Genomic DNA, 23,623 nt, shown 5'->3' on the forward strand with positions numbered 1-23,623 from the left:
AAATTAATTATAAAAAGGGGAATTCAGTTTGAATTTAAAAAATTTAGTTAAAAATATAAAAATGATTTGAGGCATGGCTATTTTTTTTAAATTTTCTACTTCAATGTAAAACCATTGTTCTTTTAATTTAATTGGCGGATGCTCCAATCGAACAAAACTGACCTTTAATTTTCGATGTGTTAACACGTGCTTATGCGTGCCAAGTACTTCTGCTGTCTTCACTGCCTCGCCAAAGCAGTCTACAGTTTCTTTTAAGTGCAGTACTTCATACGGATTAATTTCCCCTGGTGTTTCAATCAGCGGAAGGTCGCACATATTTGCCCAGATGTCATCCGCATTGCGCCTGTTCATCAGGATGTGGTGGCCATCGGTATACAAGAAGTAAGTGAAGAAGCGCTCCTTAACTTTCAGCTTTTTCAGCTTTACAGGCAAACTGTTCACTTGCCGGGTGGCAAAAGCAGCACAGCCTTCCCTTACCGGGCAAGTTTTACAATCCGGGTTCTTGGGTTTGCAAAGCATGGCGCCAAACTCCATCATGGCCTGGTTATGCAAACCCGGTGTTTGTTGGTTAAGCAGTTCATCTGCCAGTTGCTGAAAAACCTTCTTTCCCGGGGTAGAATTAATAGGTTCAGCAATGCCGAAGTATCGCGCCAGTACCCGGTAAACGTTACCATCTACAACTGCTTTAGCTTCGTTTGCAGAGAAAGAAGCAATGGCTGCGGCGGTATATTCGCCGATGCCTTTCAGGCGGATCAAGTCTGCATGCTGCTTCGGAAATTCGCCCTGATAAAGTTCCATTACTAACCGGGCGGTTACCAGCATGTTGCGCCCGCGCGAGTAGTAGCCCAGGCCCTGCCATAGCGTAAGTATTTCATCTTCAGATGCAGCAGCAAAATCGCGCACGGTAGGAAAGCGTTCTGCAAACCGGTGAAAGTAGGGTAAGCCCTGTTCTACCCGGGTTTGCTGCAGGATAATTTCAGATAGCCAGATGATATATGGGTTAGTGGTGTGGCGCCACGGGAGGTCGCGTTTGTTGGCCTGGTACCACCTGATAATTTCTTCGTTAAAGTTCATTGCACAAAAATACGCAATAGGCCCAAAAAGGGCGTTAGACGTTCATTTCAAGATAGATATAAAAAAATAGGGCGTTTTATTTCAATGTTTGCGTTTAAACCCATACTTTTGCAACCCCAAAACAGTTAAGTAGTTATCATATAATTAAAGAAAAATAGAGGTATGACTAAGGCAGAGATTATAGCTGAAATCTCATCGAAAACAGGCATTGAGAAAGTTGACGTTCAGGAAACTGTTGAGGCATTTTTCAAGGTTGTAAAAAACTCGATGGTTGACGGCGAGAACGTATATGTAAGAGGCTTCGGAAGCTTCGTAGTGAAAAAAAGAGCTAAGAAAACTGCTCGTAACATTTCAAAAAACACTGCCATTATTATACCAGAACATTTTGTTCCAAGCTTCAAACCCGCTAAAACCTTTATTGAAAAAGTAAAAAGCGGTAACAAGAAATAAGCAATCCATTTAAATTTTAAAGTATCATGAATAAAAAGCAAATAGCCGTTGTAGGTGCCGTTGTGATAGTGATGGGCTATTTGTTTATGCAGCCGGTGAAAGGGCTGGTTAAGCCAAAAGAAGATAACTCTCACCAGAACGCAGTACAGCAGCAGGAAAGAAAGGTAGCGCAGATTAATATCGAAACACTTTCTGCAACTGCAAAATCTGCCATCGGCAGTAATCTGTCTTCTAAGATAGAAGCGCTGGAAAACCAATTAAAGACAGCCCCCGAAAGCGACAAATTAAAAATCGAAGCGCAGCTGGCCAAACAGTGGGACGATGTAAACCAGGCGGCCCCGGCAGGTTATTACTATCTGCAGGTTGCGCGCAAGAAAAACGATTTTGAAAATTGGCTGAACGCCGGCAACCGCTTTAATGATGCTTATAAATTTACACAGGATACGGCTATACAGCCTGCTTATGTTACCAATGCGGTTGAGGCTTTTGAAAACGCCCGGAAATTAAAACCAGAAAACCTGGATGCGGAAACCGGTTTGGGTATTGCTTATGTAAACGGCGGCGCGCCTTCGCCTATGCAAGGGATAGGCCTGCTGTTAGACGTGGTAAAGAAAGATCCGAATAACCGTAACGCAAACTTAAACCTGGGGCAGTTTGCCATGAAATCGGGCCAGTTTGACAAAGCAGTACCACGTTTTAAAACGGTGATTGCCCAGAAGGCCGATGTAGAGCCTTATTTCTACCTGGCAGAAAGCTACAAGCAACTGGGTATGAAGAAAGAAGCCATTGCGGCTTATGAGAAATGCAAGGAATTGATGGCCGACCCGGCATTCAACCAGCGCATCGATCAATTTATTAAAGAATTAAAAGATTAATTAACCATAAAAAGAAATAAACTATGCCAAGCGGTAAAAAACGTAAGCGCCATAAAATGGCTACCCACAAACGTAAAAAACGTTTAAGAAAAAACAGACATAAAAAGAAATAAGCTATATTAGCTTGATTGCCTGCTTTTTAAGCAGGCAAATTTATGTTTTTGTTTTACGTATGCGGTTAGTATAACCGCATCTAAATATGGAGTAGCAGTTGGTAAAAGAATTAATTATCGATTCGACCCCTAACGGGGCTACTATTGCCTTATTACAGGATAAACAACTCGTAGAACTTCATAAAGAGCAAATCACTAACAATTATACCGTCGGTGATATTTACCTGGGCCGGATTAAAAAGATCATGCCCGGGCTGAATGCTGCTTTTGTGGATGTTGGCTATGAGAAGGATGCTTTTTTGCATTACCTGGATCTGGGGCCACAGGTTCAAAGCCTGCTAAAGCTTGCCAAACAGGTACGCGGAGGCAGCTACCAGGCCAAACTGCTGGATAATTTTAAACTCGAGGCCGATATCAGCAAATCCGGAAAGATATCAGAAGTACTGGCTAAAAACCAGCTGATACCTGTACAGATTGCAAAAGAGCCCATTTCTACCAAAGGACCGCGCCTAAGCTCTGATCTTTCTATTGCCGGCCGCTACGTGGTACTGGTACCTTTCTCCGAAACTATTTCTATCTCTAAAAAGATAAAGAGTAATACGGAGCGTACGCGTTTGCGCAAAATAATAGAAAGCATCAAGCCGAAGCATTTCGGTGTGATCATTCGTACGGTTTCTGAAGGTAAAGGTGTAGTGGAAATGCAGAAAGATCTGCTGGATCTGGTGTCTAAATGGGAAAGCTTTATTACAAGGCTTCCTGCTACCGAACCGTCTAAAAAGGTACTGGGCGAGATTGACCGCACTTCTACATTGCTGCGCGACATCCTGAACCCTGATTTTCAGCACATTTATGTGAACGATAACTCGATTTTTGAGGAAGTGCGTTCTTATGTGCATGAAATATCGCCAGACCTGGAAAGTATCGTCCGGTTGCATAAGCATAAGGACCCTATTTTTGAGCATCACGGCATCGAGAAACAAATTAAATCAGCATTCGGAAAAACGGTAAACCTGGCCGGCGGCGCCTACCTGGTAATTGAGCATACGGAAGCTTTGCACGTTATAGACGTAAACAGCGGTAACCGTACAGCCAACAAAGAGAACCAGGAAGAAAACGCCTTACAGGTAAACAAAGAAGCGGCACGCGAAATTGCCCGCCAGTTACGCTTACGTGATATGGGCGGTATTGTGGTGATCGATTTTATCGACATGCACAAACCGGTTAACCGTAAGGAGTTGTTTGACTACCTGCGTGGCGAAATGGCTCATGACCGTGCCAAGCATACCATCCTTCCGCCGAGTAAATTCGGACTGGTACAGATCACCCGGCAACGTGTTCGGCCGGAGATGAATATTGTTACCTCTGAAGTTTGTCCTACCTGTCATGGTACAGGAGTAATACGGCCTAGTATTTTACTGCTCGACGATATTGAAAATAATTTCAATTACATTTTGGTTGAGCAGAATGAAAAGAACATCACCTTATGTGTGCATCCTTACATTGAAGCATACATAAAGAAAGGAATTGTAACGCGCCAGTGGAAATGGTACTTTAAGTACGGCCAGTGGATAAAGGTTAAAAGTAACCCAAGTTACCAGATTACAGAGTTTAGGTTCTTCTCGTCCAAAGACGAAGAAATTAAACTTTAACCTGCAGGTTTGCAGTTACAACAAAGGCTTCCGGTAAAAAGGAAGCCTTTGTTTTTTAATAAGGTTCAATTATTAAGCGGTTGCTAAAGTGTTGTTTCGCTGCTTCCTTTTCAGAATCAGGGCGGCAATCAGGCTTACTAACAAAGCAACGGGTACAATCTCTGCATAGGTGAACAAAACCACCCACACAGGCGATTTATACATCTCTTTCATCTGGTTGATCTGCGCTATCCCTGCTTTGATCTCCGCAGCGCTGGCTCCTTTAGCGCGCATACGTTCAATGCTATGGGCGGCGTAACGGTCCATAAAGTCTGGCAAGAATACATAGTAGCTGATCATCCATGCAATCACATACATGGTTGATGCAATAAGCGAGATCAGCAAGCCAATTTGCAGTGCCTTGCCGAACGATATAAAGCCACTGTTATAGTTATCGCGGTAATTCTTCACACCGACAAATACCAGTGACAGGCCTACCAACATGGCGGTATAGCCCAGCAGCATGCTACCCTCAAAGTTTTTGTGCGTATAGCAGTAGCCAACAAAGCCGATCATCCAGAGAGAAAGGATGATCCCTGAAATTAGTCCGGAAACAAGTACAGTTCTTTTCATGATGTTATCATTTTAGGTTAGGAGTGATATGATTCAAAATTGAGATAAACTGCTCTTTTTACCGTCATACTTTAGGGTGATTTGCAATATTGCTGTGCCAATCACACTTTAGTATCAGGGCAATAGCTTCAATCGCTTCGCTTTTTCTATTGCCTGAGTTCGTCGCTTTACATCTAACTTACCGAATAAATTAGAAGAGTGCGTTTTTACGGTATTCAGCGAAACAAACAGCCGGTCTGCTATTTGCTGATTGCTTAAACCCGAGGCCATCAGTTGCAGCACCTCCAGTTCGCGCCTGCTGATACCCAACTCGTTCATCATAGCTTCGTTAAGGATAAATTCGGTATCGCGAACAATCACTTGCTTCTCTATCACTACCGTTTTGGGTTTGCTCAGCCTGGTGGCCAGCCATATCCCCAGGCTGGTAAAGATAACGGCGATGATACCGGCATAGATCTCAAACAGATTATCCACTATGATGAACTGCCACTCTATCCATTTGAGCAAGATCAGTATCAGGGCCAGGGAAATGCCGTACAGTATTATTCCTTTATACTTTGCCGGGAAATTAAAGGTCATGGTTTGTAATGATAGTTAAAAATAGTAAAGAGGAGCGATATTCTTTTTGCTCAGTTGTTCCGGCTGTACGATTGTTACGATAAGCAAAGAGCAACGGCCTGTAAACAAAAAAGGGTAAGAGCTGGTGGCGCTTACCCTTTCACACTTTTAAGGGAGTCTTAACTATCTAATAAGAATTAATTCTGATTGCCGATATCAACCACGCGGTAAACTTTTTGGCCGTATTGGTCGCGTTCTTCGTGGTAATATATTCCGGCCGGATCAACATAGTATTTCTCTCCGTTGATCTTTACCTTCCGGCAGTCCGGAGGTAAGGCCTGTACCACTTCGCCCGGTTGGATCACGTCGTCCTGTTGCATTTGCTGGCCCTGATCCTGGTAAACATCATCGTTCTGGTTTAGGCCGTTAGGTGTGGTCAGCTGCCCGTCTTTACCCACAATCTGGTAAACTACTTCGCCGTTATCATTGGTAACCGGCATATAATAAACGCCGTTCAACTCATAGTACTGGTTGCCGTCAATCACAATAGATTGCGCACCTGAAGGTAAAGTAGAAATTTCTGCACCAATCGGCGGTTCAACTACGGTGTACTGGTTATTATCATAATTATAGAAGTAACCGTCACTGTAGAAGTACTGGTACTGGCCGTAATAGAATGGGATATAGCCATATGGTAATACACCGATGCTGAAGCCTAAGCGTGGAGCATAATAGCGTCCGTAAAAGCCGCCATGGTAGTAAAAGCCACCTCTCCATGGAGTATAGAACCTGCCACCAATATAACCTCTGTAGCCCGGACGGTAAGCATATCCGCCGTATGGACGGTAATAACCGCCACGATAACCTGGTCTGTAATAGCCGCCACGGAAACCATAGTTGCCACGCGGAGCTACAGCTACACCGCCTCTGTAACCAAAATTACTGCGTGGCGCAAAACCGCCCGGCCTTGGCATGCTCATAGAGCCACGGCTGCCGCCACGAAATCCACCGCCGCCATTGAAACCTCCGCGGAAGCCACCTCCGAATGAACCACCCCCATGAAAGCCTCCGCCACCGTGGAAACCACCACCGCCACCGCCTCTGCGTTGGGCATCTGCGGCAGTAGTTGCAAACAAGCTTAACAACCCGCCTACAACCACAACTGTTAATAACTGATATATACGTTTCATAATCTTTTTTCCTGTCAGCCTTGTTTGCTGATGCTTTAGTATGACTTTGACATAATTAAAAAGTTTAATTATGTATTAAGTTTTCCTGAAGCAATTATAATGCTAAATTATAACGTCTTTTTAAACCTGTTGTTATCTGCTGGTTCTTCAGCACGAGGTTGGTTATAATGCGATAAATAATCAAAAAATTAATGCTTGCTGAAGCCCGTAATTATTGTCTATAAATTTTGATAAAAAATAGTTAAAATTACCATCTTGTTAATAAATGTCAATTCAACATGTTTGGATGAATTATTCATCCCGCATGTCTTAATGCTTTGTTTTTAACGTTCGGCATTGGGGGGAAAGAAACTTGACAGCTACAAGTAAACCGCCAATCAGATAAAATTATAGAAGATACCTACTATGACATTCCAAAAGCTTCTTCGTAAGGGGATTACCACCTGTACCATAGCCCTGGCTTCAGCAGGCCTGGCCAGCGCTCAAAAAACTGTTAAAATTTCTGTACTCGATAATAAACCGGGGGCGCATATCTCACCGTCGATGTGGGGTGTCTTTTTTGAAGATATCAATTTTGCGGCCGATGGCGGGCTTTATGCAGAATTGGTAAAGAACCGGTCTTTTGAATTTCCCATGCCAATGATGGGTTGGGATGAAAAAGAACTGAACGGTGCAGATGCCTCTTTACTGGTGGTTAACCGTAGCCTTGCCAACACCAGTAATCCCCGGTATGCGGTAGTAACCATGAAGAAAAATGAAGGAGCTTTCGTTTTAACAAACGAAGGGTTCAGGGGGATGGGGTTGACCAAAGACGAGTCTTATAACTTCTCGATAATGGCGCACGCGGTAGAGGGCGATGTTAAAATAAAGGTGCAGGCTGTTAACGAAAAGAACGAACCGATTGGCGAAGCAAGCCTGGACGCCGTAAAAGGCGGCTGGAATACTTACAGAACCAGTTTTAAATGCACCGCTACTGCAGCCAAAGGAAAGCTGAACGTTATTTTTGAGGGAAAGGGTGTGGTGGAAATAGACATGTTATCGCTGTTTCCGCAGCATACCTGGAAACAACGGCCTAATGGGTTACGTGCAGACCTGGTGCAGAAACTGGCAGACCTTCATCCGGGTTTTGTGCGGTTCCCCGGCGGATGTATCGTAGAGGGCCGAGAGTTGGCCAATCGTTATCAATGGAAGAAAACAGTTGGTGATATTGCCGAACGGCAGCTGATCATGAACCGGTGGAACGTTGAGTTCAGTTATCGTAATGCTCCGGATTATTACCAATCTTTCGGTCTCGGATTTTTTGAATATTTTCAGTTGTGTGAGGATATTGGCGCGACAGCGCTCCCGATATTAAACTGCGGGATGGCCTGCCAGTATAACAGCGCAGAAGTGGCCTCGCTTAACCAGACAGACGAGTACATCCAAGACGCATTGGACCTGGTTGAGTTTGCGAACGGTAGCACCAGTACCAAATGGGGCGGACTTAGGGCATCGCTCGGGCATCCTGCACCCTTTAACCTGAAAATGGTTGGTATAGGGAACGAACAGTGGGGCGAGCAATACCTGGAGCGCTATAAGTTGTTTGCTGCCGCGATGAAGCAAAAACATCCCGAAATTAAACTGGTAGCCAGTGCAGGCCCGGGTCCGGACGGTGATCAGTTTGATTACCTGACCAAAGTAATGCGGCAGGAAAAAGCAAACCTGATCGACGAACATTACTACCGCTCGCCAAAGTGGTTCCTGAATAATGCTGCGAGATACGATAATTACGACCGCAAGGTATCTAAAGTATTTGCAGGTGAATATGCCGCACATATCATGGATGAAGACCAGAAAGATACCCACGCAGAAAGCCACAACACCTGGTGGGCGGCGCTTTCAGAAGCGGCGTTTATGACCGGTTTAGAGCGTAACGCAGATATGGTTCAGTTGGCGTCCTACGCGCCTTTGCTGGCGCATGTAGATGCATGGCAATGGCGCCCGGACCTGATCTGGTTTAACAACCTTCAATCCGTAGCTACACCCAATTATTATGTACAGCAATTGTTTTCTACAAATAAGGGTACCCGGGTTATACCGGCGCTTGCAGATGGTAAAGTACTTGCCGGACAGGACAGCCTGTATTGCAGCGCTACGGTAGATAGTGTTAACAATAGGATAATTATTAAACTGATCAATGCTGCTGAACAGTCAAAGCAGATCAGTTTTGATATGACAGGTAAAAAGAGCGCATTTAAACAAGCCACCTGGACGAAAATTGCGACCATGAACAAGCTTGCATTTAACAGTATCGATAACCCCGATGTGGTAAAGCCGGTAAGCCAGAAAATGAAGTGGAGTAATAAGCAAACCGTTACGATAGAGCCGTTATCTGCCAATGTATTTGTGTTGCCCTACCGATAAGGCCGAAAAGCAACACAAATAAGATCAGGAGCTGTAACCGTCTTTTTGAGTAATGATAAAAGTTAAGCCCCTCTGGTTATCAACCAAAGGGGCTTACTATTTTACGGATAAGTTGATGATGTCAGCTCAATCACCGCATTGTGTTCTAATTTAAAGATCAACCGCCGCTGCTTTGGTTCTTACCAATCAGCGACATGAACTGATCGAGCTTTGGTGTGATAATGATTTGGGTACGCCGGTTCTGCGACCTCCCGAAGTCGGTCATGTTATCCGCTACGGGATTGTATTCTCCGCGTCCGCCGGCGGTGAGCCGTTTGGGATCTACCCCGAATTCATTTTGAAGGGCCTGTACCACCGAGGATGCCCTTAGGCAACTTAAATCCCAGTTGTTTCTGATGTTCATCTGCGAAATCGGCACATTATCGGTGTTGCCTTCTACCAGCACGTCATAGCTGGAATAGTCTTTAATGATTTTGGCAACCTTACTTAGAATAGTATCAGCCTTGTTAGAAATCTGGTAGCTGGCAGACTGGTAAAGCATATTATCTGCCAGGGAGATATAAACTACGCCTTTAAGCACCTTGATGTTGACATCCCGCATTTCGTCGGGCGTTAATGAACGGGTCAGGTTACTGGTGAGCACCTGGTTAAGCGAATCGCTTTTATTTTTAAGCTCTACCAGGTGTTCGATGTATTTATCCGAAGCGCTGATCTGGTCTGCCAGTTTAGCAATGTTAACATTGCCCTGGTTATTACTGGCCAGGCACTTGTTCAGCGCATCCTGTAGTCCGGCGGCATTACTTTTTGCGGCGGCAATCTCATCTTCAAGACTTTGCACCCGGTTCTTTGCATCGGCCAATTGCTGTTGCGTAGCCTGCCAGCTTTGTTTTAAGTTACGGTTGGTGTCTATGGAGCGATTATAACTATCCTGTAAAGCAGTATATTTTTTTGTAGTTACACAGCCTTGAGCGATTAGCGCCGTCAATACAATGAGCGGCATTAATATTTTAATTTTCATGATGGTTTGAATTCGTTAAACAATCGGCCTGACCAAATAGATCAGCGCTCTTATTGATATGCTTCGCCGCTTTGATTTAGCGGTTCAGCACTATTTCTACACGGCGGTTTTTTTCACGGCCGGCTTCTGTCGCATTGGAAGCAATGGGGTGCTTTACACCGTATCCTTTGGTGCTTAACCGCGATCCGTCGATACCGGCATCTGTCAGGTATTGGTTTACTGCGTTTGCACGGTCTGCCGATAATATCATATTGTGTTCAGCCGTACCCTCCAGCGAAGCGTAGCCGTTAAGTTTAAAAGTAACGCTTGCATCCTTTCTCATTTCGCCTGCAACATGATCCAGATACTGAATAGCATCGGTACGAAGTACGGACGAGTTGAAATCAAACTGGATATTGCTGAAATTGTAATCAGGTGCTGGTGCCGGAGGGGCTGGTTGCGGTTGCGCAGGTGCCGGGGCGGGTGTGCTTGCTACAGGAGGAGCCGGATTGGCAGTAGGCTGAGGCTGTGGTTTAGTCATTAACTTTTTTGATTTACAGGCTGGAAGTGTCAGTGTAAATACCATTGCGCATGCTGCGCATAATAAAAATTTATAAGATTTCATTGTGAATGCGTTATGTGAAGTTTGAAAATGAACAACCGGTTGCTAATAATACCGGTCAGTAAAAAATGATTGCGATGCTATTGGATAAGCATCATAATCTTCTCACACATAACGTGGCCAGCCGACTGCTTAATCTGGCAGAAAAGATATAAGGGAATAATTTGGGGCGGATAGCAAAGAAGTAAAATATGCAAGCGAACAGGCTTAACAGTAAGCCGGTAAATTTCATATCTGGTACCAATACTTCTGTAAATTCCGCAATGGCTTTATCGACAAATACATGTGCTTCTGTAGATGATGAATGTGCTTTGACAGACCGCTCGGCAACAATAGCAGTCCGCCCCGGCGTAATGGTAGTTTGCCAGGCGAAATAACGCGGGTTGATCTTTACCAGCAGGAACAAAGCTGTAAGCAGCAGTGTTCTGACATGTAAGGATAATCTATTTCTGTTCAGCGCCATTTTTAATTTAATACGAGTTGCAGGCCTTAAATTCTGTTTATTCCTTTTTCACTATATCGCTGTTCACTTCAATTTCGTTAAGCAGCCCCGGCGAGTTAACCGAACTGGAAAAGCTTTTTTCCGGAGCTGCCGCGGTTATTTTATCCAGATCCGCATCTGTCTGGTCCAGCTCTTTAAACAGTTTGTTAAGCTGCTGCAAATGCGAATTAAAAAATCTGGCCTTGTTATTAAACGAATTAATGCGCAGGTTATTCGCATACGCCGTAGCCAGCTTGGATGTATCCTGCGGAAGCAGCGCATACGGTGAAAGGTCGTTAACAGTAGTACGGATAGGTAGTAAGGATGCTATTGCGTCTTTTGCATCTACGGTCTGTAAAGTTAACTGCTGCGGGTCGGGGTTGTAAGCCACCAGACTTTTGTATTCATTAAAAATATCGGCGCTGATACGCGACTGAAGGGCTTTGTCTTCGGCAATGATATTTTTTTTGATATTGCTTTGAAACCCGTTGAACAAGAGTGAAGTAAAGTCGTAAGCCTTGGTGCGTAAAACCGCCCCCTGTACTGAATAATAGTTGCTGAGCGTGCGGGTTTTGGCATACATCACACCGAGATTGGTACTAAGCACCTGCGTCGGGGCATTGAAAGATACATCTGTTTCATTCCCGAAATTATAGAACTGCCGTCCGTAAACTTCCAGATCATCAATTCGTTCATAGGACGATAGAAAGTATAGCCGGTAACGCTGGTATTCCTTGTCGGGGTTATCAATCTGGGTGTAGCAATTCTGAAGGAAATCAATAAAAGACCTGTCATTGAATATTTGGTAGATATTTGCCTGCGGTGTTGGTTTCCACCTTACCAGCGATAGCCTGGCTTTAAACTCCAGTTCTGCCGTGCTGTTTACCCGTAACGAGTCGAACATTTTCGCGACGAAGAACGCGACCTGCGCATTCGCCATACCTCTTTTATCTTTATCTACCATGGCAGACAGGCTGTCTTGTACAGTAAGATAGTTTTCGCTGTTATTCCAGAACGAGGGTTCGAGCGGCGGCAGCAGCAGCCGGTTTGTCTTTACATCTACAAAAATAAAAGTACCCAGGGGGTATACATTCTGGAAGTTCTTTTCCAGCATAGACAAACTGCTCATGGAGGTAGAATCCATCTTCAGTAAAAAGTTGAGCACTTTATTGTGTTCCAACTTGATACTTAGCCCTTCCAGAGATTCGAAAGAGGTATTAACTTTTTCCGGAACGATGATGGGGATGTCAGTTACTTCCTTTTTGTTCTTCTGCAGTGTTTCATAATCGCGCTTAATGGGTACCGAAAGCTGGTCTTCAGTATCCTGTCCGTAAAAACTTACGGTATCGCCTTTTTTTAGAGTAACATCTCTTTCGCGTATTTCTCCGGGATCAAGGCTGAAAATGGCTTTTACCTGCAAACTGCCCGAAGGCTCCATCATGCGGTAAAAAACGGCAACCTTGCTTTTGCCTTCATTCTTAATACGGAACTTGAAGCTTGTAGCCTTTGAATAAACAGGCAAGCAGAAAAAAGCGATAGCTATAACGACGCGGAGCGTTAAATAAGTATTTTTCATGGGGGTATTGATGGTTTAACGCACATCGTTATTAAATATTTCATATATGTCCATATTTTGACTTCACTTCTTTACCGATGGTTAGATGTAGGCATACCTTGTTTTGAAGAATTTTGAGAATATCAATTATATTTAATAACTTAGAATATAACCTTTTATCATGAGAAGTCTGTCCTCACAGGAGAAAAACAACGATACGCTTTCAACTACTTCCACTGTCCATCGTTCTGGTTTATCCAGGCAGGCAGTGCCGGTATATCAAAGTAAATCGGATGTTTTAAATTCTAATGCAGTAGCTGCTATGCCGGCGCAGTTTAAAGTAGCCCAGCTCGTTGGGGGCAGCCATGCTGAAGAAGAAGAACCGTTACAAATGCAGTCGGCAGTTGCGCAGAGAGTTGGCGGCCATACAGAAGAGGAAGAGCCTTTGCAGATGAAAGCAGCGCCGATACAAAAGAAAGAGAATAATACCGGCATGCCCGATAGTCTTAAGGCAGGGGTGGAAAACCTTTCTGGCATAGATATGAGCGATGTAAAGGTGCATTACAATTCTTCGCAACCTAAACAATTGCAGGCCCACGCATTTGCGCAGGGAACGGATATCCATATCGCCTCCGGGCAGGAGCAGCATTTACCTCACGAGGCCTGGCATGTGGTGCAGCAAAAGCAGGGCCGGGTACAGCCTACCATGCAGATGAAAGCAGGCGTAGCCATAAACGATGATAAAGGTTTGGAAAGCGAAGCAGACGCGATGGGTGCCAGGGCGGCAGCGCATGGCAGTTCGCTCACGAATTAATGGTAAAGAAAGATAGTAAAATCTTCTTCAGAATAGTCATCTTTCAATACTGCTTTTGTAGTTAGTTCCTGGCAATACGCCCATATTGTATCCAAGTTGTATGCCTTTAATAAACCAGTCTGACTGACACTTCGTAACAAATTAAAGCCAAATCCTACCCGGCTGCTTTCAAATAATTTACTAATGGCCTTGTAAATAAATTCAGGATCAGAACTGCTGTAGTTTAACGAGCCGCTTGCCAGAACATAATCTGCAGCAGGTAGCGGTGATGTTAAAAAATCACCCAGGAATAATAGCGTTTCCGGCAAATGCCCGTAGCGTTCTATCGCCCTGTCTAAGAGCTCCGGTATTTGTTCCACGCCCAAATAACGGCAATCAGGATAAATAGCCTTGAGATAAGGGCAAAGATCGGCATGCCCGCATCCGACATCCATCACCGAATGGTGGTTCAAATCTCCGATTTGCGACAATACCTGAAAGCGGATCAGCTGGCTTTGATCGTCGCGCCAGCCCAAAGCATGACTGTTATTATTCCCATAATGAGCGATCATTTCCCGGTGATAGCGGAATATCGAAGCAGTATCTGTAAGTGAATTCATTATGGAATATCCTCTTTTTTAATGAACGGGAATATCAGGAAGCGCATGATCAGCATCCCGGTAACCAAGCCAAAAATAATAATGCCCATCAGGTCATGGAAGGGCATGTTAATACAACCATCTTTATTACTTGCCCCAAACCATGGTATACTGTCCATCAGGTATAAAGACATAAACCCGGTAAGGATAAACAGGTGGACGATCACGATTAAAAATCCGGTAAGGGGTTTCTTCCAGGGCCACCATTCACCTTCCATCCGGATATAGTAGATCAGCACGATAATGCCCACAATTAAAATAACGGCAAGCACCAGGTTAACAATGTGCAGCGCATCCATGGCTTCTTTAACAGTCTTTTTAAAAACAGGTCTGTTATTTTTAACAGATATACCAAGCATTTTCTGCATCGGGGCATTAAATGTGGTATCGCAGGGCTTGTTAAACAGATAGTAGTACTTCTGTACATTTTGCCAGAAGGTTAGCTTAAGCGGATGCAAACTGTTGTTGATGGTCTTGATCCTGACGGTATCAAAATCCATAAACTTGTCTGTCAGGGCATCCCACAATTCGCCGTACCCGTCGCCGTCCTCAAGGTTCCTTACCACTACGCCTCCCAATCCGCTCAGGAAAATATAATCGTATTTTTTTGCCAGGGTATTCTCATCATCAAACCAAACCGTGTCGATGGCTCCGGTTTTGCTGGTTTGCGTGGCAAATGCGACTGTAGAATCCAGGTTATAAAAGGCGTTGTTGAATTTAGAACGGATAGTTTTATAGGGAATATAAACGGGGCTGGCCGCAGCGGCTCCGGGTTTGCTAAAGGTATATTGTATACCCTGATAAGGCAGGCAAAGCATGAATTTTGCCGGTAGAATGCCGGTATTGGCAAATTTTGCTATAGCCGATTGTATATTATTGTTCCGATAACCGTAGAGTGGTGCAATAGGCCCTGCTTTGCCGGTGTAACTTTTAGAGAAGTCGAGCACGAAGGCCGAAACATAAGGGTCAAGGTCTTTCAGGCTGTAAGCTGTATTATTGCCCAGGCCGGGCAGCGTGATGCTCAGCTGAAATGCCGGGTTATTGTTTTTGCAGAACTTATACAGGTTTCTGATAAAGGTGGTGAAGTTTTGTTGTTGGGCTACAGGGATATTGGCAAAAAAGATGTTTGCCCAATTTACCTGGTTGGTTTGAAGTTGTTTTAAAACGCTTGCGTTAAAAGTGGCCTGCGAATATTTATTGGTTAAAAAACTGCTGATGTTAATTCCATCGTAGAAGAAAGAGAGATGTATGGCGCTCTTGCCGGGCAGCACTTGCTTCATCACTGCCGAAGTATGTGAATTGCCGAGGTCTTTTATATAACCTGAATAGGGATCGAGCTGATAGGTGTAGAATAAGGCACCGCTAAGAATTTCGTAGTTGTAATTAACACCGTTATCCTGGTTCTGGTAAGATACATAGCCCCAGACCGGTTTTTTATGTTTTAATCTAAGGCGATAAATCAGCGATAGCGTGTCATTAATTTTAGCGGTATCTTTTTTGGTAGCAGGTTGCCCAAACAACCCGCGGATGACCTGGATGCGTTTTTGCCTGGACAGATTTACGGTCTGATCATTCTCTACGCTTTTAAGCATCGGCACAACCTTAGCTACCAGGGTGTTGATGGTTTGCTGATTCTTTACCGAATCTGCACTGGTATCTGCCAGCACACTTACCTCTTTTTGCAGGGCAAGCAGCTTAATCACCAACTCGTTATAACGCATTTTTGCGCTGTCGGTAAGTTGTTGTTTCAACTGGTTAAGGTCTGTGGCTTTAGCCATCTCAGGGTTTTGTATCACCAGCGAGTCTACCAGTTTAATTACCCTAATCTTTTCTTTTGCCTGCGCACGCTTCCTGAACTGTAAAGCCTTAATCAGGTCTTGCGAAAGCTTTTTTAATAGTCCAGGCGGCTTTATTTTTATAGAATCAGTTTTTTTTGCCGGTAGCTGCGGCGCTTTAACCTTAGGTGCTTTAGGCGCTTTTACTTTTGGTAGTTTTACGGGTACTTTAGGCAGCGCTATCTTTTTTACCGAATCTGTCTGTGTGATAAAATTGCCTGCTACCGCCCGTTGGGAAGCAATGAAGGTAAAGGTAAGAATGATACCTATTGCAATAAAGTAGCGGTAAAGGACATTCATAATCTTGTGCAAGGCTTATCGCCGACAGGATATTTGTACTATCCCGCTGGCGCTTTTTATAACAGGTTGTTCAGGGAAGTAAATATAAAAGGTTTGCGAAGTAAAAAATTGCAAATTTTTCTAAAAATTTTGCTTTTTGCCAGAAAATCAAATACTTTTAATTATTGCGTAACCGCTCCCGGTATGGTTACGTAGAAAACTAACCAAAGCCTGTTTTTATCATGATTTTCGAAGCCATTAACTATTTAGCCGAAGAGATGAATGAATACTTTCGGAGTAAACTAAAAGTTAATGAAGATAAGGTCATCATTTCTGCATTAGTTAACCAGGACGGTACCATCGCTATCCAGGGCGAAAATAAACTGGTGATTACCCTGGTGAACCTCGAGCGCGAGATTAACGGGTTTGGGCACACGCCAGCTACTTCCGGCGGGCAGTCCTTCAACAGGTCATCGCCGGCAACCATCAACCTGCACCTGATGTTCTCTGCCTACTTCTCAAATATTAACTATACCGAAGCATTGCGGTTTCTTTCATTTGTGGTTGCTTACTTCCAATCCAACCCTGTCTTTGGGCGCTCAAACGCAGCAGGGCTCGATCCCCGTATCGAAAAGCTCACAATGGAGATGGTAACCCTCAGTACAGAACAGGTAAACAATATCTGGAGTATGCTGGGCGCCAAGTATATGCCTTCGGTGATCTACAAAATGCGGATGCTCATCTTTGACGATTCGATTGTAAGGGAGGTAAGGCCGGTAATCAGCGGGGTAGCGCAACAAACAACCTAAAGCCTCAGAAATCATGATCAGCCAATACCAAACCTTATTAACCGTCAGCCTCGAACATGATTACTTCGCCAACAATCAGTTTAGCAGGTTTACACTTGCACCATTTGCAGAGACGGCTGATTACATGCACAAAAAGGGGATTTTGTTACGTGTAAGGGGCGCGGCAATAACTTTACTGGCCGATACAGGCGAAGAGGGTGATAAACTTAAGTTCCTGCTTGCAGAGGGCTATCCTTTAAACTTTGCCATCAATATTACAGATCCGGATTTTCTTAACTATACGGATGCCATCAGCGATGCTCTTGCGTCTTCCGTTTATTATTTTAGTAGTTATCAGCAGGAGGATTTGTTACCAACCGATAGTGCGCTGCACCAGGCAGCGGCAGTAACCGGTGCAGACACAAAGCCGGTCGAAAATTTTGCAGAATTGTTCTTCAAAAAGCCGTTTGGGGTACTGAGTCTTAAACTCTCATCTGTAGTTCCTTCAGCATATCGCATCAATTTTAAAGCAAAAGCCACTTATTGGAAATATATTATCGTGAGCGAATACCTGCTCGATATGGATCACTTAGCCGTGGTTGATAGTCAGCAGCAGGCATTTGAAGGTCCGGAACAAGCGGTTCTCCCCAATAACCAAAAGGCACTGGTTTTTAGTTCGGGCCAGCCTATAAAACTTTCAGAAAGGCCTGCGGCAGTTTTTTCACTGGTTGAAAGCTACGCGGGTAATGCGACCAGGTATCGTGTGGTGAAGCGATCGTTACCCGGCCCTGACGTCAGTCGTATTTCGGCGGCCCTGACAGACACAACAACAAACTCTTCAGAAATATTTATCTAAACTTAATCTTAAATCATGGCAACAACCTTAATGACCCCCGGTGTCTACATCGAAGAAAAGAACGCCTTCCCCAACTCGGCGGTGGCGGTAGAAACGGCTGTTCCGGTTTTTATTGGCTATACCTCTGTAGCGGTAAGAAACGGTAAATCGCTGCTGCGGCAGCCGGTTCGCATCACCTCATTTGCAGAATACATAGAGCTTTTCGGCGCAGGCTTTAAACCTAAGTATACCATTGCTGATGCAGCTGCTACAGATAAGGATGCATTTGTGATCGATGGTAAATCAAAAGTATTAGCGATTGCAGATAACAATACATTTTATCTGTACAACTCTATTCGCCTTTTTTACGCGAATGGCGGCGGTCCTGCTTACATTGTGTCTGTTGGTACCTACGGAGATAAACCGGAGGGCTTTGAGATCAACGCGGCTGACTTCATCGGTTCTGCTGACATCCCGAGTGCCATTGATCTGCTGATCAACGAGCAGGAACCTACGCTGGTAGTGATCCCGGATGCAATTGCCCTGGGTGAAGAATGTTATAACAGTATCTATACCACTGTGCTGCTGCATTGCGCTAAAATGCAAAGCCGTTTCGGCATATTCGACCTGGTAAAGCAACCGGCAACAGCTACAACAGACGAAATTGTTGCCGCTTTCAGAGATAAGATCGGCATTAATGCGCTCAATTACGGTGCCGCTTATTATCCCTGGATACAGGCTACAGTAGTACAGCCGGATGAAATAAACTTCGAAAACTTTGATGCAGGTGTTGATCTTGGTGCGTTGCTGCCAGAAGATGCCGCTAAAGAAGTGGTGACCCGTTTCAAAGCAATAGCTGAACCTAATGATAACGATAAAAGAAACTTCCACCTTTCTTTAAAAGCTACCAGTATTACTTATGTACACCTGCTGAACGAACTGCGTAATAAGGAAAACGAGTTGCCGCCAAGCGGGGCAATGGCCGGTATTTATACCCTGGTTGATAATAGCCGTGGCGTATGGAAAGCGCCTGCAAACGTATCGCTGAGCATGGTGAACGCACCAACTGTAAATATTTCGCATGATGCGCAGCAACAACTGAATATAGATGTAATGGCCGGTAAATCTATTAATGTGATCCGCCCGTTCCCGGGTGTGGGTACGTTAGTTTGGGGCGGCCGTACGCTTGACGGCAACAGCCAGGACTGGCGCTACATCAACGTTCGCCGGACCATGATCATGCTGGAACAATCTATTAAACTGGCTTGCCGCGCTTACGTGTTCGAACCGAATGATGCCAACACCTGGGTAACCGTGAAAAGCATGATTGTGAATTTCCTGACCAACCTTTGGAAACAAGGGGCTTTGGCCGGTGCAGTTCCGGAGCAGGCTTTCGATGTTCAGATCGGTTTAGGTTCAACCATGACACCAACGGATATCCTCGATGGTAAAATGCTGGTTATGGTTAAAGTAGCGATCGTTAGACCGGCTGAGTTTATCGTGATCACCTTCCAGCAACAAATGCAGCAATCTTAATTAACAAAACCAATTTAAACTAATCACAAAAAGACTAATAAAATGGCAGACGACGGATCAGCACAATCAGCGGCAACGTGGCCGATGGTTAAGTTCGCATTTCAGGTGAAATGGGACGATGCAGAAATAGTATTCCAGGAAGTAACAGGCCTTACAGCAGAGGCGCAGGTAATTGAGTACCGCGGCGGTAGCAGTAAGACATTTTCTACCGTAAAAATGCCCGGCTTGCTGAAGTACGGCAACGTAACACTAAAGAAAGGGATTTTTAAGGGTGATAAAACACTTTGGACTAAATTCCAGGCCCTGAAAATGAACACCTACAAGCGTTCGCAGATTACCATCAGTTTACTGGACGAAGCAAATGCAGTAGCCATGAGCTGGACACTGCTGAATGCTTTCCCAAGCAAGATAACGGTTACTGACATGAAATCAGACTCGAATGAGGTGGCCGTTGAAACCATGGAACTGGCACATGAAGGTTTAACACTGGCAAGCTAAACTAAATAATGGCTGATAATTACTATCCTCCGGTAGGGTTTTACTTCAAAGTAAATGTAATTGGAGTAAGCGGAAGCAATGAGGGTAATTTTCAGGAAGTAAGCGGGCTGAACATCAAGCTCGAAACCCAGGAAGTTAAGGAGGGAGGGGAAAACCGGTATGCACACCGGTTGCCCAGCCCTCCTAAATTTCAAAATATTGTGTTAAAGCGCGGTTTGACCACCAGTTCTGCGCTGATTACCTGGGCAAAAGCCGCTGTAGAGCAGTTTACTTTTTCGCCAAAAACAGTAGTGATTAACCTGATGGACGAAAACGCTTCGCCCCTGGCCAGTTGGAATATCAAGAACGCTTACCCGGTTGCGCTACAGTTTTCTGATTTTAAGGCGCAGGAAAACGGTATCGTGATAGAAACTATAGACCTGGCCTTTGATTATTTCACCAGAACTTTTTAAACCATGCCGATAGAGATCAGGGAATTAGTGATAAAGGTAGCCGTAGACGACAACCCTAACCGTGGGCAGTTAACAGAGGCAAACCTGCAGCAGCTGAAAAATCAGTTGATTAAAGAGTGTTCCAAAAAAATATTGAATAAAATTAAAGCAGAGCCGGAAAGGTAATGGCCTTAACTAAATTAAAAATAGAATCGTATGCCACCCCTGCCTGCACCGGCAGCGCATTGGGCACAATCGATGCCATGTTTAACCCGGCAACATATTCGCGTAATTACGATATCAGTTATGTAACTTCTAAAGAAGCTAACCGTAACGAACCTACTTTGCTTTTCAGAGGTATTGATAATACCGACCTTAGCCTTGATCTGATTGTAGACGGTACCGGTATTGTTCCGATACCCGGTGCAAAAACCGTCGATGCCTATATCACCAATTTTAAAAAACTGGTATACCGTTACCAGGGGTCGCAGCATAGGCCCAATTATCTTAAAATTACATGGGCCAACCTTTCTTTTATAGGGGTATGCAAAAGTATCAACATTGCTTACACGCTATTTAATGAGGATGGCTCTGCCCTGCGCGCTACCATAAAAGTTACCTTTTCAAAAAGTGTAGACTATAGCACCAAAGCCAAGGAAGCGCAGAAAAGCTCGCCCGACCTGACCCATATCCGCACGGTGCAAGCGGGTGATACCTTACCGCTGATGACCTACCGTATTTATGGCGACAGTGCTTATTACCTGCAGGTGGCAGAAGCGAATAATTTAACCAGTGTTGCCGATATTAAACCCGGCGACCAAATTTATTTTCCACCGATAAAAAAATAATATGGCTGCCCCTTCACCTACAGATCTACAGGACGCTACCCTGCGTACCACCATCCTGGTAAACGGTTCGGCCATAAAGGATACTTACCCGCTGGTTTCTATCCAGATCCGCCATGAACTGAACCGGATATCCTGGGCCGAGGTGGTTTTTATTGATGGAGATATTACCAACAGCGACTTCCCTATCAGTGATAGTGACGACCTGATTCCGGGTAACCCGATCAGTATTAGTGCCGGTTATGGCGACGATGCCGAGAGTACCATCTTTAGCGGCGTTATTGTTAAGCAAGCACTGGAGATTAACGAAAACGGAGATTATCACCTGGTAGTTACAGCAAAGCACAAGGCCGTAAGTATGACGTTTAACCGTACCGAAGCCGAGTTCGCTTCTAAAGCAGACAGCGATATCCTTACCGCCATTATTGGTAACTACAGCTTAAGCAGCAGTGTTTCCTCTACATCATATCAGCAGGAGGCGATGTTCCAGAAACTGGCTACCGATTGGGATTTTATCCTGGCACGTGCAGAGTTTCTGGGCTTTGTAGTTGCGTTGGATGGCGATAACGATATCAGCATAGCTGCACCCGAAGTATCTGGCACGGCAGTGTTGAACGTCACCTTTGGCCAGTCTATTATTGCTTTTCGTGCAGAGCTGAATGCAGAGCGTCAGTTGCCTGGGGTTACCATTAACTCCTGGGATATCAAGTCGCTGGCGCAGGCATCATCCTCGGGTACAGAACCCTCGGTAAACAGCCAGGGCAACCTTAGCGGTAAATCACTTTCCACTAAACTGTCGCAAACGGCGCTTAACATCAGCTCGGGTACGCCAATGGATAAAGCAGAATCAAAGCTTTGGGCAGATGCCTTTTTCCTGCGCATGCGTTTAGCTGCTTTACGTGGCGAAGTAACGTTTACCGGCAGTGCGCTGGCTAAAACGGGTAAACTTTTAGAACTGGCCGGTGTAGGCGAGAGGTATAATGGCGATGCCTATATATCTGCTGTAAGTCATACACTGGAAGACGGCCGTTGGGAAACCACGGTTAAATTCGGGTTGGAGGATAAAAAGGTAGCCGAACGTGCAGACGTATCCTATCCCCCCGCATTTGGTACACTGCCCGCTATACAAGGCTTGCAGGTGGCAACGGTGAAGAAGTTAACGGAAGATCCGGCAAGCGCCTACCGCATTCAGTTAAATATTCCATCGGTGTCAACAGGAACGGGTGTTTGGGCGCGCATGGCCAATTTTTATGCCACCAATAATGCAGGTTCGGTTTTTCTGCCTGAGATCGGTGATGAGGTAGTGATTGGCTACCTGGAAAGCGACCCTCGATATCCCGTTATATTGGGTTCGTTGTACAGTAGTACCAATGTTAACCCTAATCCCGCAGCTGATGGCAACAACACGAAAGCATTAACTACGCGGTCACAATTAAAGATCACTTTTGACGACGATAAAAAAGTGATCACCATTACCACTCCCGGCAACAATACAATCACCCTGTCAGACGATGCCAAATCCATCACACTGGTAGATCAGAACAGTAATAAAGTAGAAATGACATCGTCTGGCATCAATATCCAATCTGCCAAAGACATTACATTAAAGGCCACAGGTAATATCAATTTAAATGCCACGCAGAAAGTATCTGTTACGGCTACGCAGGATGTAGAAATCACCGGGATGAACGTAAAGGCTACCGCTAACGTGGGTTTTACTGCCCAGGGAAGCGCTACGGCAGAAGTATCCGCTTCGGGGCAAACCACCATTAAGGGGGCTATGGTAATGATCAATTAAACAATTTACGAAAATGGGAGCACCAGCAGCACGATTAACAGATATGCATACCTGCCCGATGCAGACACCGGCCCTTCCGCCGATCCCGCATGTTGGCGGCCCGGTAATAGGCCCTGGTGTGCCGACCGTTTTGATCGGCAAACTTCCGGCAGCCGTAATGGGCGATAATCTGGTATGTGTAGGCCCGCCGGATTCTATCGTGAAGGGATCAGCCACGGTAATGATCGGCGGAAAGCCGGCAGCAAGAATGGGCGATACAACTGCGCATGGCGGCAGTATCGTATTAGGATGTTTCACAGTTTTGATCGGAGGTTAGCATGGCATCAAATATCCAAAGCTTTTTAGGTACAGGCTGGGGGTTCCCGCCCACGTTTGATAAGGTAAGCAACGGCGTACGCATGTCTTCAGATATGAAAGATATTGAAGAAAGTATCTGGCTGATACTGGGTACGATTCCTGGTGAGCGGATCATGCAGCCCGAATTTGGATGCGATCTGCGAAAGATGGGTTTCGAACGGATAGACTCAAACCTCGTCTCCTCGTTGAACCACGTGATCTATCATGCCCTGCTTAATTTCGAACCGCGCGTAAACTTCACCGGGGCGGATGTGTTGGGCCGTGATGACGCAGACGGGATACTCACCATCCAGATCAATTACACCATTATCAGTACCAATACGCGCCACAACATTGTTTATCCATTTTACCTGGTGGAGGGAACGAATTTATCTGCCGCTGCCATTTAAA

Annotated in this window: 25 protein-coding genes; 15 read left to right on the plus strand and 10 right to left on the minus strand. The window is 45.0% G+C overall.

Translation table 11 applies throughout. From position 1 onward, the window contains the following. Nucleotides 1–3: 3 nt before the first annotated feature. Nucleotides 4–1,074, minus strand: a complete 1,071-nt coding sequence (gene mutY, locus MUY27_RS01195) for an A/G-specific adenine glycosylase (protein ID WP_245128136.1) — start codon at nucleotides 1,072–1,074, stop codon at nucleotides 4–6. A gap of 162 nt (nucleotides 1,075–1,236) precedes the next feature. Between mutY and MUY27_RS01200 the strand changes: the two genes are divergently transcribed. From MUY27_RS01200 to MUY27_RS01215, 3 genes are all read left to right on the plus strand, one after another. Continuing rightward, nucleotides 1,237–1,524, plus strand: a complete 288-nt coding sequence (locus MUY27_RS01200; protein WP_245128137.1) for an HU family DNA-binding protein — start codon at nucleotides 1,237–1,239, stop codon at nucleotides 1,522–1,524. Nucleotides 1,525–1,550: 26 nt separating this feature from the next. Beyond that, on the plus strand, nucleotides 1,551–2,399 hold the full coding sequence (locus tag MUY27_RS01205; RefSeq protein WP_245128138.1) for a tetratricopeptide repeat protein: 849 nt from the start codon (nucleotides 1,551–1,553) through the stop codon (nucleotides 2,397–2,399). 211 nt (nucleotides 2,400–2,610) lie between these two features. Next, complete coding sequence (locus MUY27_RS01215; RefSeq protein ID WP_245128139.1) at nucleotides 2,611–4,161, plus strand: Rne/Rng family ribonuclease; 1,551 nt, start codon at nucleotides 2,611–2,613, stop codon at nucleotides 4,159–4,161. Between the two features lie 72 nt (nucleotides 4,162–4,233). Here MUY27_RS01215 and MUY27_RS01220 read toward each other — a convergent pair whose 3' ends face one another. From MUY27_RS01220 to MUY27_RS01230, 3 genes are all read right to left on the minus strand, one after another. After that, the gene (locus tag MUY27_RS01220) at nucleotides 4,234–4,773 is read right to left on the minus strand and encodes a DUF4199 domain-containing protein (RefSeq protein ID WP_245128140.1); all 540 of its coding nucleotides are present in this window, start codon (nucleotides 4,771–4,773) and stop codon (nucleotides 4,234–4,236) included. 114 nt (nucleotides 4,774–4,887) lie between these two features. Then, on the minus strand, nucleotides 4,888–5,352 hold the full coding sequence (locus tag MUY27_RS01225; RefSeq protein ID WP_245128141.1) for a response regulator transcription factor: 465 nt from the start codon (nucleotides 5,350–5,352) through the stop codon (nucleotides 4,888–4,890). Between the two features lie 176 nt (nucleotides 5,353–5,528). After that, nucleotides 5,529–6,521 (minus strand): DUF6515 family protein, encoded by a 993-nt coding sequence (locus tag MUY27_RS01230; RefSeq protein ID WP_245128645.1) that lies wholly within the window; start codon nucleotides 6,519–6,521, stop codon nucleotides 5,529–5,531. A gap of 405 nt (nucleotides 6,522–6,926) precedes the next feature. On the opposite strand from MUY27_RS01230, the gene MUY27_RS01235 reads away from it, so the two are divergent. Further along, on the plus strand, nucleotides 6,927–8,924 hold the full coding sequence (locus MUY27_RS01235; protein ID WP_245128142.1) for an alpha-L-arabinofuranosidase C-terminal domain-containing protein: 1,998 nt from the start codon (nucleotides 6,927–6,929) through the stop codon (nucleotides 8,922–8,924). A 157-nt stretch (nucleotides 8,925–9,081) separates the two neighbouring features. On the opposite strand, the gene MUY27_RS01240 is transcribed toward MUY27_RS01235, so the two are convergent. From MUY27_RS01240 to MUY27_RS01255, 4 genes are all read right to left on the minus strand, one after another. Next, a complete protein-coding gene (locus MUY27_RS01240; RefSeq protein ID WP_245128143.1) occupies nucleotides 9,082–9,942 on the minus strand; it encodes an OmpA/MotB family protein in 861 nt (286 codons plus the stop codon). Between the two features lie 76 nt (nucleotides 9,943–10,018). Next, nucleotides 10,019–10,462, minus strand: coding sequence for an OmpA family protein (locus MUY27_RS01245; protein WP_245128144.1), 444 nt, complete (start codon nucleotides 10,460–10,462; stop codon nucleotides 10,019–10,021). 175 nt (nucleotides 10,463–10,637) lie between these two features. Beyond that, on the minus strand, nucleotides 10,638–11,006 hold the full coding sequence (locus tag MUY27_RS01250; RefSeq protein WP_245128145.1) for a hypothetical protein: 369 nt from the start codon (nucleotides 11,004–11,006) through the stop codon (nucleotides 10,638–10,640). Nucleotides 11,007–11,043: 37 nt separating this feature from the next. Next, nucleotides 11,044–12,600 carry a hypothetical protein gene (locus tag MUY27_RS01255; protein ID WP_245128146.1) on the minus strand — a complete coding sequence of 519 codons (1,557 nt, stop codon included), beginning with the start codon at nucleotides 12,598–12,600 and terminating at the stop codon, nucleotides 11,044–11,046. Between the two features lie 160 nt (nucleotides 12,601–12,760). Between MUY27_RS01255 and MUY27_RS01260 the strand changes: the two genes are divergently transcribed. Continuing rightward, nucleotides 12,761–13,393 carry an eCIS core domain-containing protein gene (locus MUY27_RS01260; RefSeq protein ID WP_245128147.1) on the plus strand — a complete coding sequence of 211 codons (633 nt, stop codon included), beginning with the start codon at nucleotides 12,761–12,763 and terminating at the stop codon, nucleotides 13,391–13,393. Here the strand turns inward: MUY27_RS01260 and MUY27_RS01265 are convergent. Together MUY27_RS01265 and MUY27_RS01270 are read right to left on the minus strand one after the other, a co-directional pair. Next, complete coding sequence (locus MUY27_RS01265) at nucleotides 13,390–13,992, minus strand: class I SAM-dependent methyltransferase (protein WP_245128148.1); 603 nt, start codon at nucleotides 13,990–13,992, stop codon at nucleotides 13,390–13,392. The genes MUY27_RS01260 and MUY27_RS01265 overlap by 4 nt on opposite strands. Continuing rightward, nucleotides 13,992–16,166, minus strand: coding sequence for a glycoside hydrolase family 18 protein (locus MUY27_RS01270; protein WP_245128149.1), 2,175 nt, complete (start codon nucleotides 16,164–16,166; stop codon nucleotides 13,992–13,994). Before MUY27_RS01270 ends, MUY27_RS01265 begins: the two co-directional genes overlap by 1 nt. A gap of 221 nt (nucleotides 16,167–16,387) precedes the next feature. On the opposite strand from MUY27_RS01270, the gene MUY27_RS01275 reads away from it, so the two are divergent. Genes MUY27_RS01275 through MUY27_RS01320 form a run of 10 tightly spaced genes read left to right on the plus strand, consistent with a single transcriptional unit; the run spans nucleotide 16,388 to nucleotide 23,622 of the window. Further along, nucleotides 16,388–16,954 (plus strand): Pvc16 family protein, encoded by a 567-nt coding sequence (locus MUY27_RS01275; protein WP_245128150.1) that lies wholly within the window; start codon nucleotides 16,388–16,390, stop codon nucleotides 16,952–16,954. Nucleotides 16,955–16,967: 13 nt separating this feature from the next. Continuing rightward, on the plus strand, nucleotides 16,968–17,789 hold the full coding sequence (locus MUY27_RS01280; protein ID WP_245128151.1) for a hypothetical protein: 822 nt from the start codon (nucleotides 16,968–16,970) through the stop codon (nucleotides 17,787–17,789). A 15-nt stretch (nucleotides 17,790–17,804) separates the two neighbouring features. Then, on the plus strand, nucleotides 17,805–19,304 hold the full coding sequence (locus MUY27_RS01285; protein WP_245128152.1) for a phage tail sheath family protein: 1,500 nt from the start codon (nucleotides 17,805–17,807) through the stop codon (nucleotides 19,302–19,304). A gap of 42 nt (nucleotides 19,305–19,346) precedes the next feature. Then, nucleotides 19,347–19,802 (plus strand): phage tail protein, encoded by a 456-nt coding sequence (locus tag MUY27_RS01290; RefSeq protein ID WP_245128153.1) that lies wholly within the window; start codon nucleotides 19,347–19,349, stop codon nucleotides 19,800–19,802. Between the two features lie 8 nt (nucleotides 19,803–19,810). Beyond that, on the plus strand, nucleotides 19,811–20,254 hold the full coding sequence (locus tag MUY27_RS01295) for a phage tail protein (RefSeq protein ID WP_245128154.1): 444 nt from the start codon (nucleotides 19,811–19,813) through the stop codon (nucleotides 20,252–20,254). Nucleotides 20,255–20,257: 3 nt separating this feature from the next. Beyond that, complete coding sequence (locus MUY27_RS01300) at nucleotides 20,258–20,419, plus strand: DUF5908 family protein (RefSeq protein ID WP_245128155.1); 162 nt, start codon at nucleotides 20,258–20,260, stop codon at nucleotides 20,417–20,419. Continuing rightward, nucleotides 20,419–21,081 (plus strand): CIS tube protein, encoded by a 663-nt coding sequence (locus tag MUY27_RS01305; RefSeq protein ID WP_245128156.1) that lies wholly within the window; start codon nucleotides 20,419–20,421, stop codon nucleotides 21,079–21,081. Before MUY27_RS01300 ends, MUY27_RS01305 begins: the two co-directional genes overlap by 1 nt. 1 nt (nucleotide 21,082) lies before the next feature. Further along, the gene (gene vgrG / locus MUY27_RS01310; protein ID WP_245128157.1) at nucleotides 21,083–22,876 is read left to right on the plus strand and encodes a type VI secretion system tip protein VgrG; all 1,794 of its coding nucleotides are present in this window, start codon (nucleotides 21,083–21,085) and stop codon (nucleotides 22,874–22,876) included. Between the two features lie 13 nt (nucleotides 22,877–22,889). Next, on the plus strand, nucleotides 22,890–23,192 hold the full coding sequence (locus MUY27_RS01315; protein ID WP_245128158.1) for a PAAR domain-containing protein: 303 nt from the start codon (nucleotides 22,890–22,892) through the stop codon (nucleotides 23,190–23,192). Nucleotide 23,193: 1 nt separating this feature from the next. Further along, nucleotides 23,194–23,622: a GPW/gp25 family protein gene (locus tag MUY27_RS01320; RefSeq protein ID WP_245128159.1), complete on the plus strand. Its 429-nt coding sequence runs from the start codon at nucleotides 23,194–23,196 to the stop codon at nucleotides 23,620–23,622. Nucleotide 23,623: the final 1 nt, after the last annotated feature.

The sequence above is a fragment of the Mucilaginibacter straminoryzae genome, assembly GCF_022953055.1.
Lineage (GTDB): Bacteria > Bacteroidota > Bacteroidia > Sphingobacteriales > Sphingobacteriaceae > Mucilaginibacter > Mucilaginibacter straminoryzae.

Coding starts and splice junctions, on each gene's coding strand:
- vgrG (WP_245128157.1), top strand. CDS start 21,083: ATGGCTGCCCCTTCACCTACAGATCTACAGGACGCTACCCTGCGTACC.
- MUY27_RS01205 (WP_245128138.1), top strand. CDS start 1,551: ATGAATAAAAAGCAAATAGCCGTTGTAGGTGCCGTTGTGATAGTGATG.
- mutY (WP_245128136.1), bottom strand. CDS start 1,074: ATGAACTTTAACGAAGAAATTATCAGGTGGTACCAGGCCAACAAACGC.
- MUY27_RS01200 (WP_245128137.1), top strand. CDS start 1,237: ATGACTAAGGCAGAGATTATAGCTGAAATCTCATCGAAAACAGGCATT.
- MUY27_RS01280 (WP_245128151.1), top strand. CDS start 16,968: ATGATCAGCCAATACCAAACCTTATTAACCGTCAGCCTCGAACATGAT.
- MUY27_RS01250 (WP_245128145.1), bottom strand. CDS start 11,006: ATGGCGCTGAACAGAAATAGATTATCCTTACATGTCAGAACACTGCTG.
- MUY27_RS01300 (WP_245128155.1), top strand. CDS start 20,258: ATGCCGATAGAGATCAGGGAATTAGTGATAAAGGTAGCCGTAGACGAC.
- MUY27_RS01220 (WP_245128140.1), bottom strand. CDS start 4,773: ATGAAAAGAACTGTACTTGTTTCCGGACTAATTTCAGGGATCATCCTT.
- MUY27_RS01225 (WP_245128141.1), bottom strand. CDS start 5,352: ATGACCTTTAATTTCCCGGCAAAGTATAAAGGAATAATACTGTACGGC.
- MUY27_RS01275 (WP_245128150.1), top strand. CDS start 16,388: ATGATTTTCGAAGCCATTAACTATTTAGCCGAAGAGATGAATGAATAC.
- MUY27_RS01240 (WP_245128143.1), bottom strand. CDS start 9,942: ATGAAAATTAAAATATTAATGCCGCTCATTGTATTGACGGCGCTAATC.
- MUY27_RS01290 (WP_245128153.1), top strand. CDS start 19,347: ATGGCAGACGACGGATCAGCACAATCAGCGGCAACGTGGCCGATGGTT.
- MUY27_RS01255 (WP_245128146.1), bottom strand. CDS start 12,600: ATGAAAAATACTTATTTAACGCTCCGCGTCGTTATAGCTATCGCTTTT.
- MUY27_RS01270 (WP_245128149.1), bottom strand. CDS start 16,166: ATGAATGTCCTTTACCGCTACTTTATTGCAATAGGTATCATTCTTACC.
- MUY27_RS01245 (WP_245128144.1), bottom strand. CDS start 10,462: ATGACTAAACCACAGCCTCAGCCTACTGCCAATCCGGCTCCTCCTGTA.
- MUY27_RS01265 (WP_245128148.1), bottom strand. CDS start 13,992: ATGAATTCACTTACAGATACTGCTTCGATATTCCGCTATCACCGGGAA.
- MUY27_RS01295 (WP_245128154.1), top strand. CDS start 19,811: ATGGCTGATAATTACTATCCTCCGGTAGGGTTTTACTTCAAAGTAAAT.
- MUY27_RS01315 (WP_245128158.1), top strand. CDS start 22,890: ATGGGAGCACCAGCAGCACGATTAACAGATATGCATACCTGCCCGATG.
- MUY27_RS01285 (WP_245128152.1), top strand. CDS start 17,805: ATGGCAACAACCTTAATGACCCCCGGTGTCTACATCGAAGAAAAGAAC.
- MUY27_RS01235 (WP_245128142.1), top strand. CDS start 6,927: ATGACATTCCAAAAGCTTCTTCGTAAGGGGATTACCACCTGTACCATA.
- MUY27_RS01305 (WP_245128156.1), top strand. CDS start 20,419: ATGGCCTTAACTAAATTAAAAATAGAATCGTATGCCACCCCTGCCTGC.
- MUY27_RS01320 (WP_245128159.1), top strand. CDS start 23,194: ATGGCATCAAATATCCAAAGCTTTTTAGGTACAGGCTGGGGGTTCCCG.
- MUY27_RS01260 (WP_245128147.1), top strand. CDS start 12,761: ATGAGAAGTCTGTCCTCACAGGAGAAAAACAACGATACGCTTTCAACT.
- MUY27_RS01230 (WP_245128645.1), bottom strand. CDS start 6,521: ATGAAACGTATATATCAGTTATTAACAGTTGTGGTTGTAGGCGGGTTG.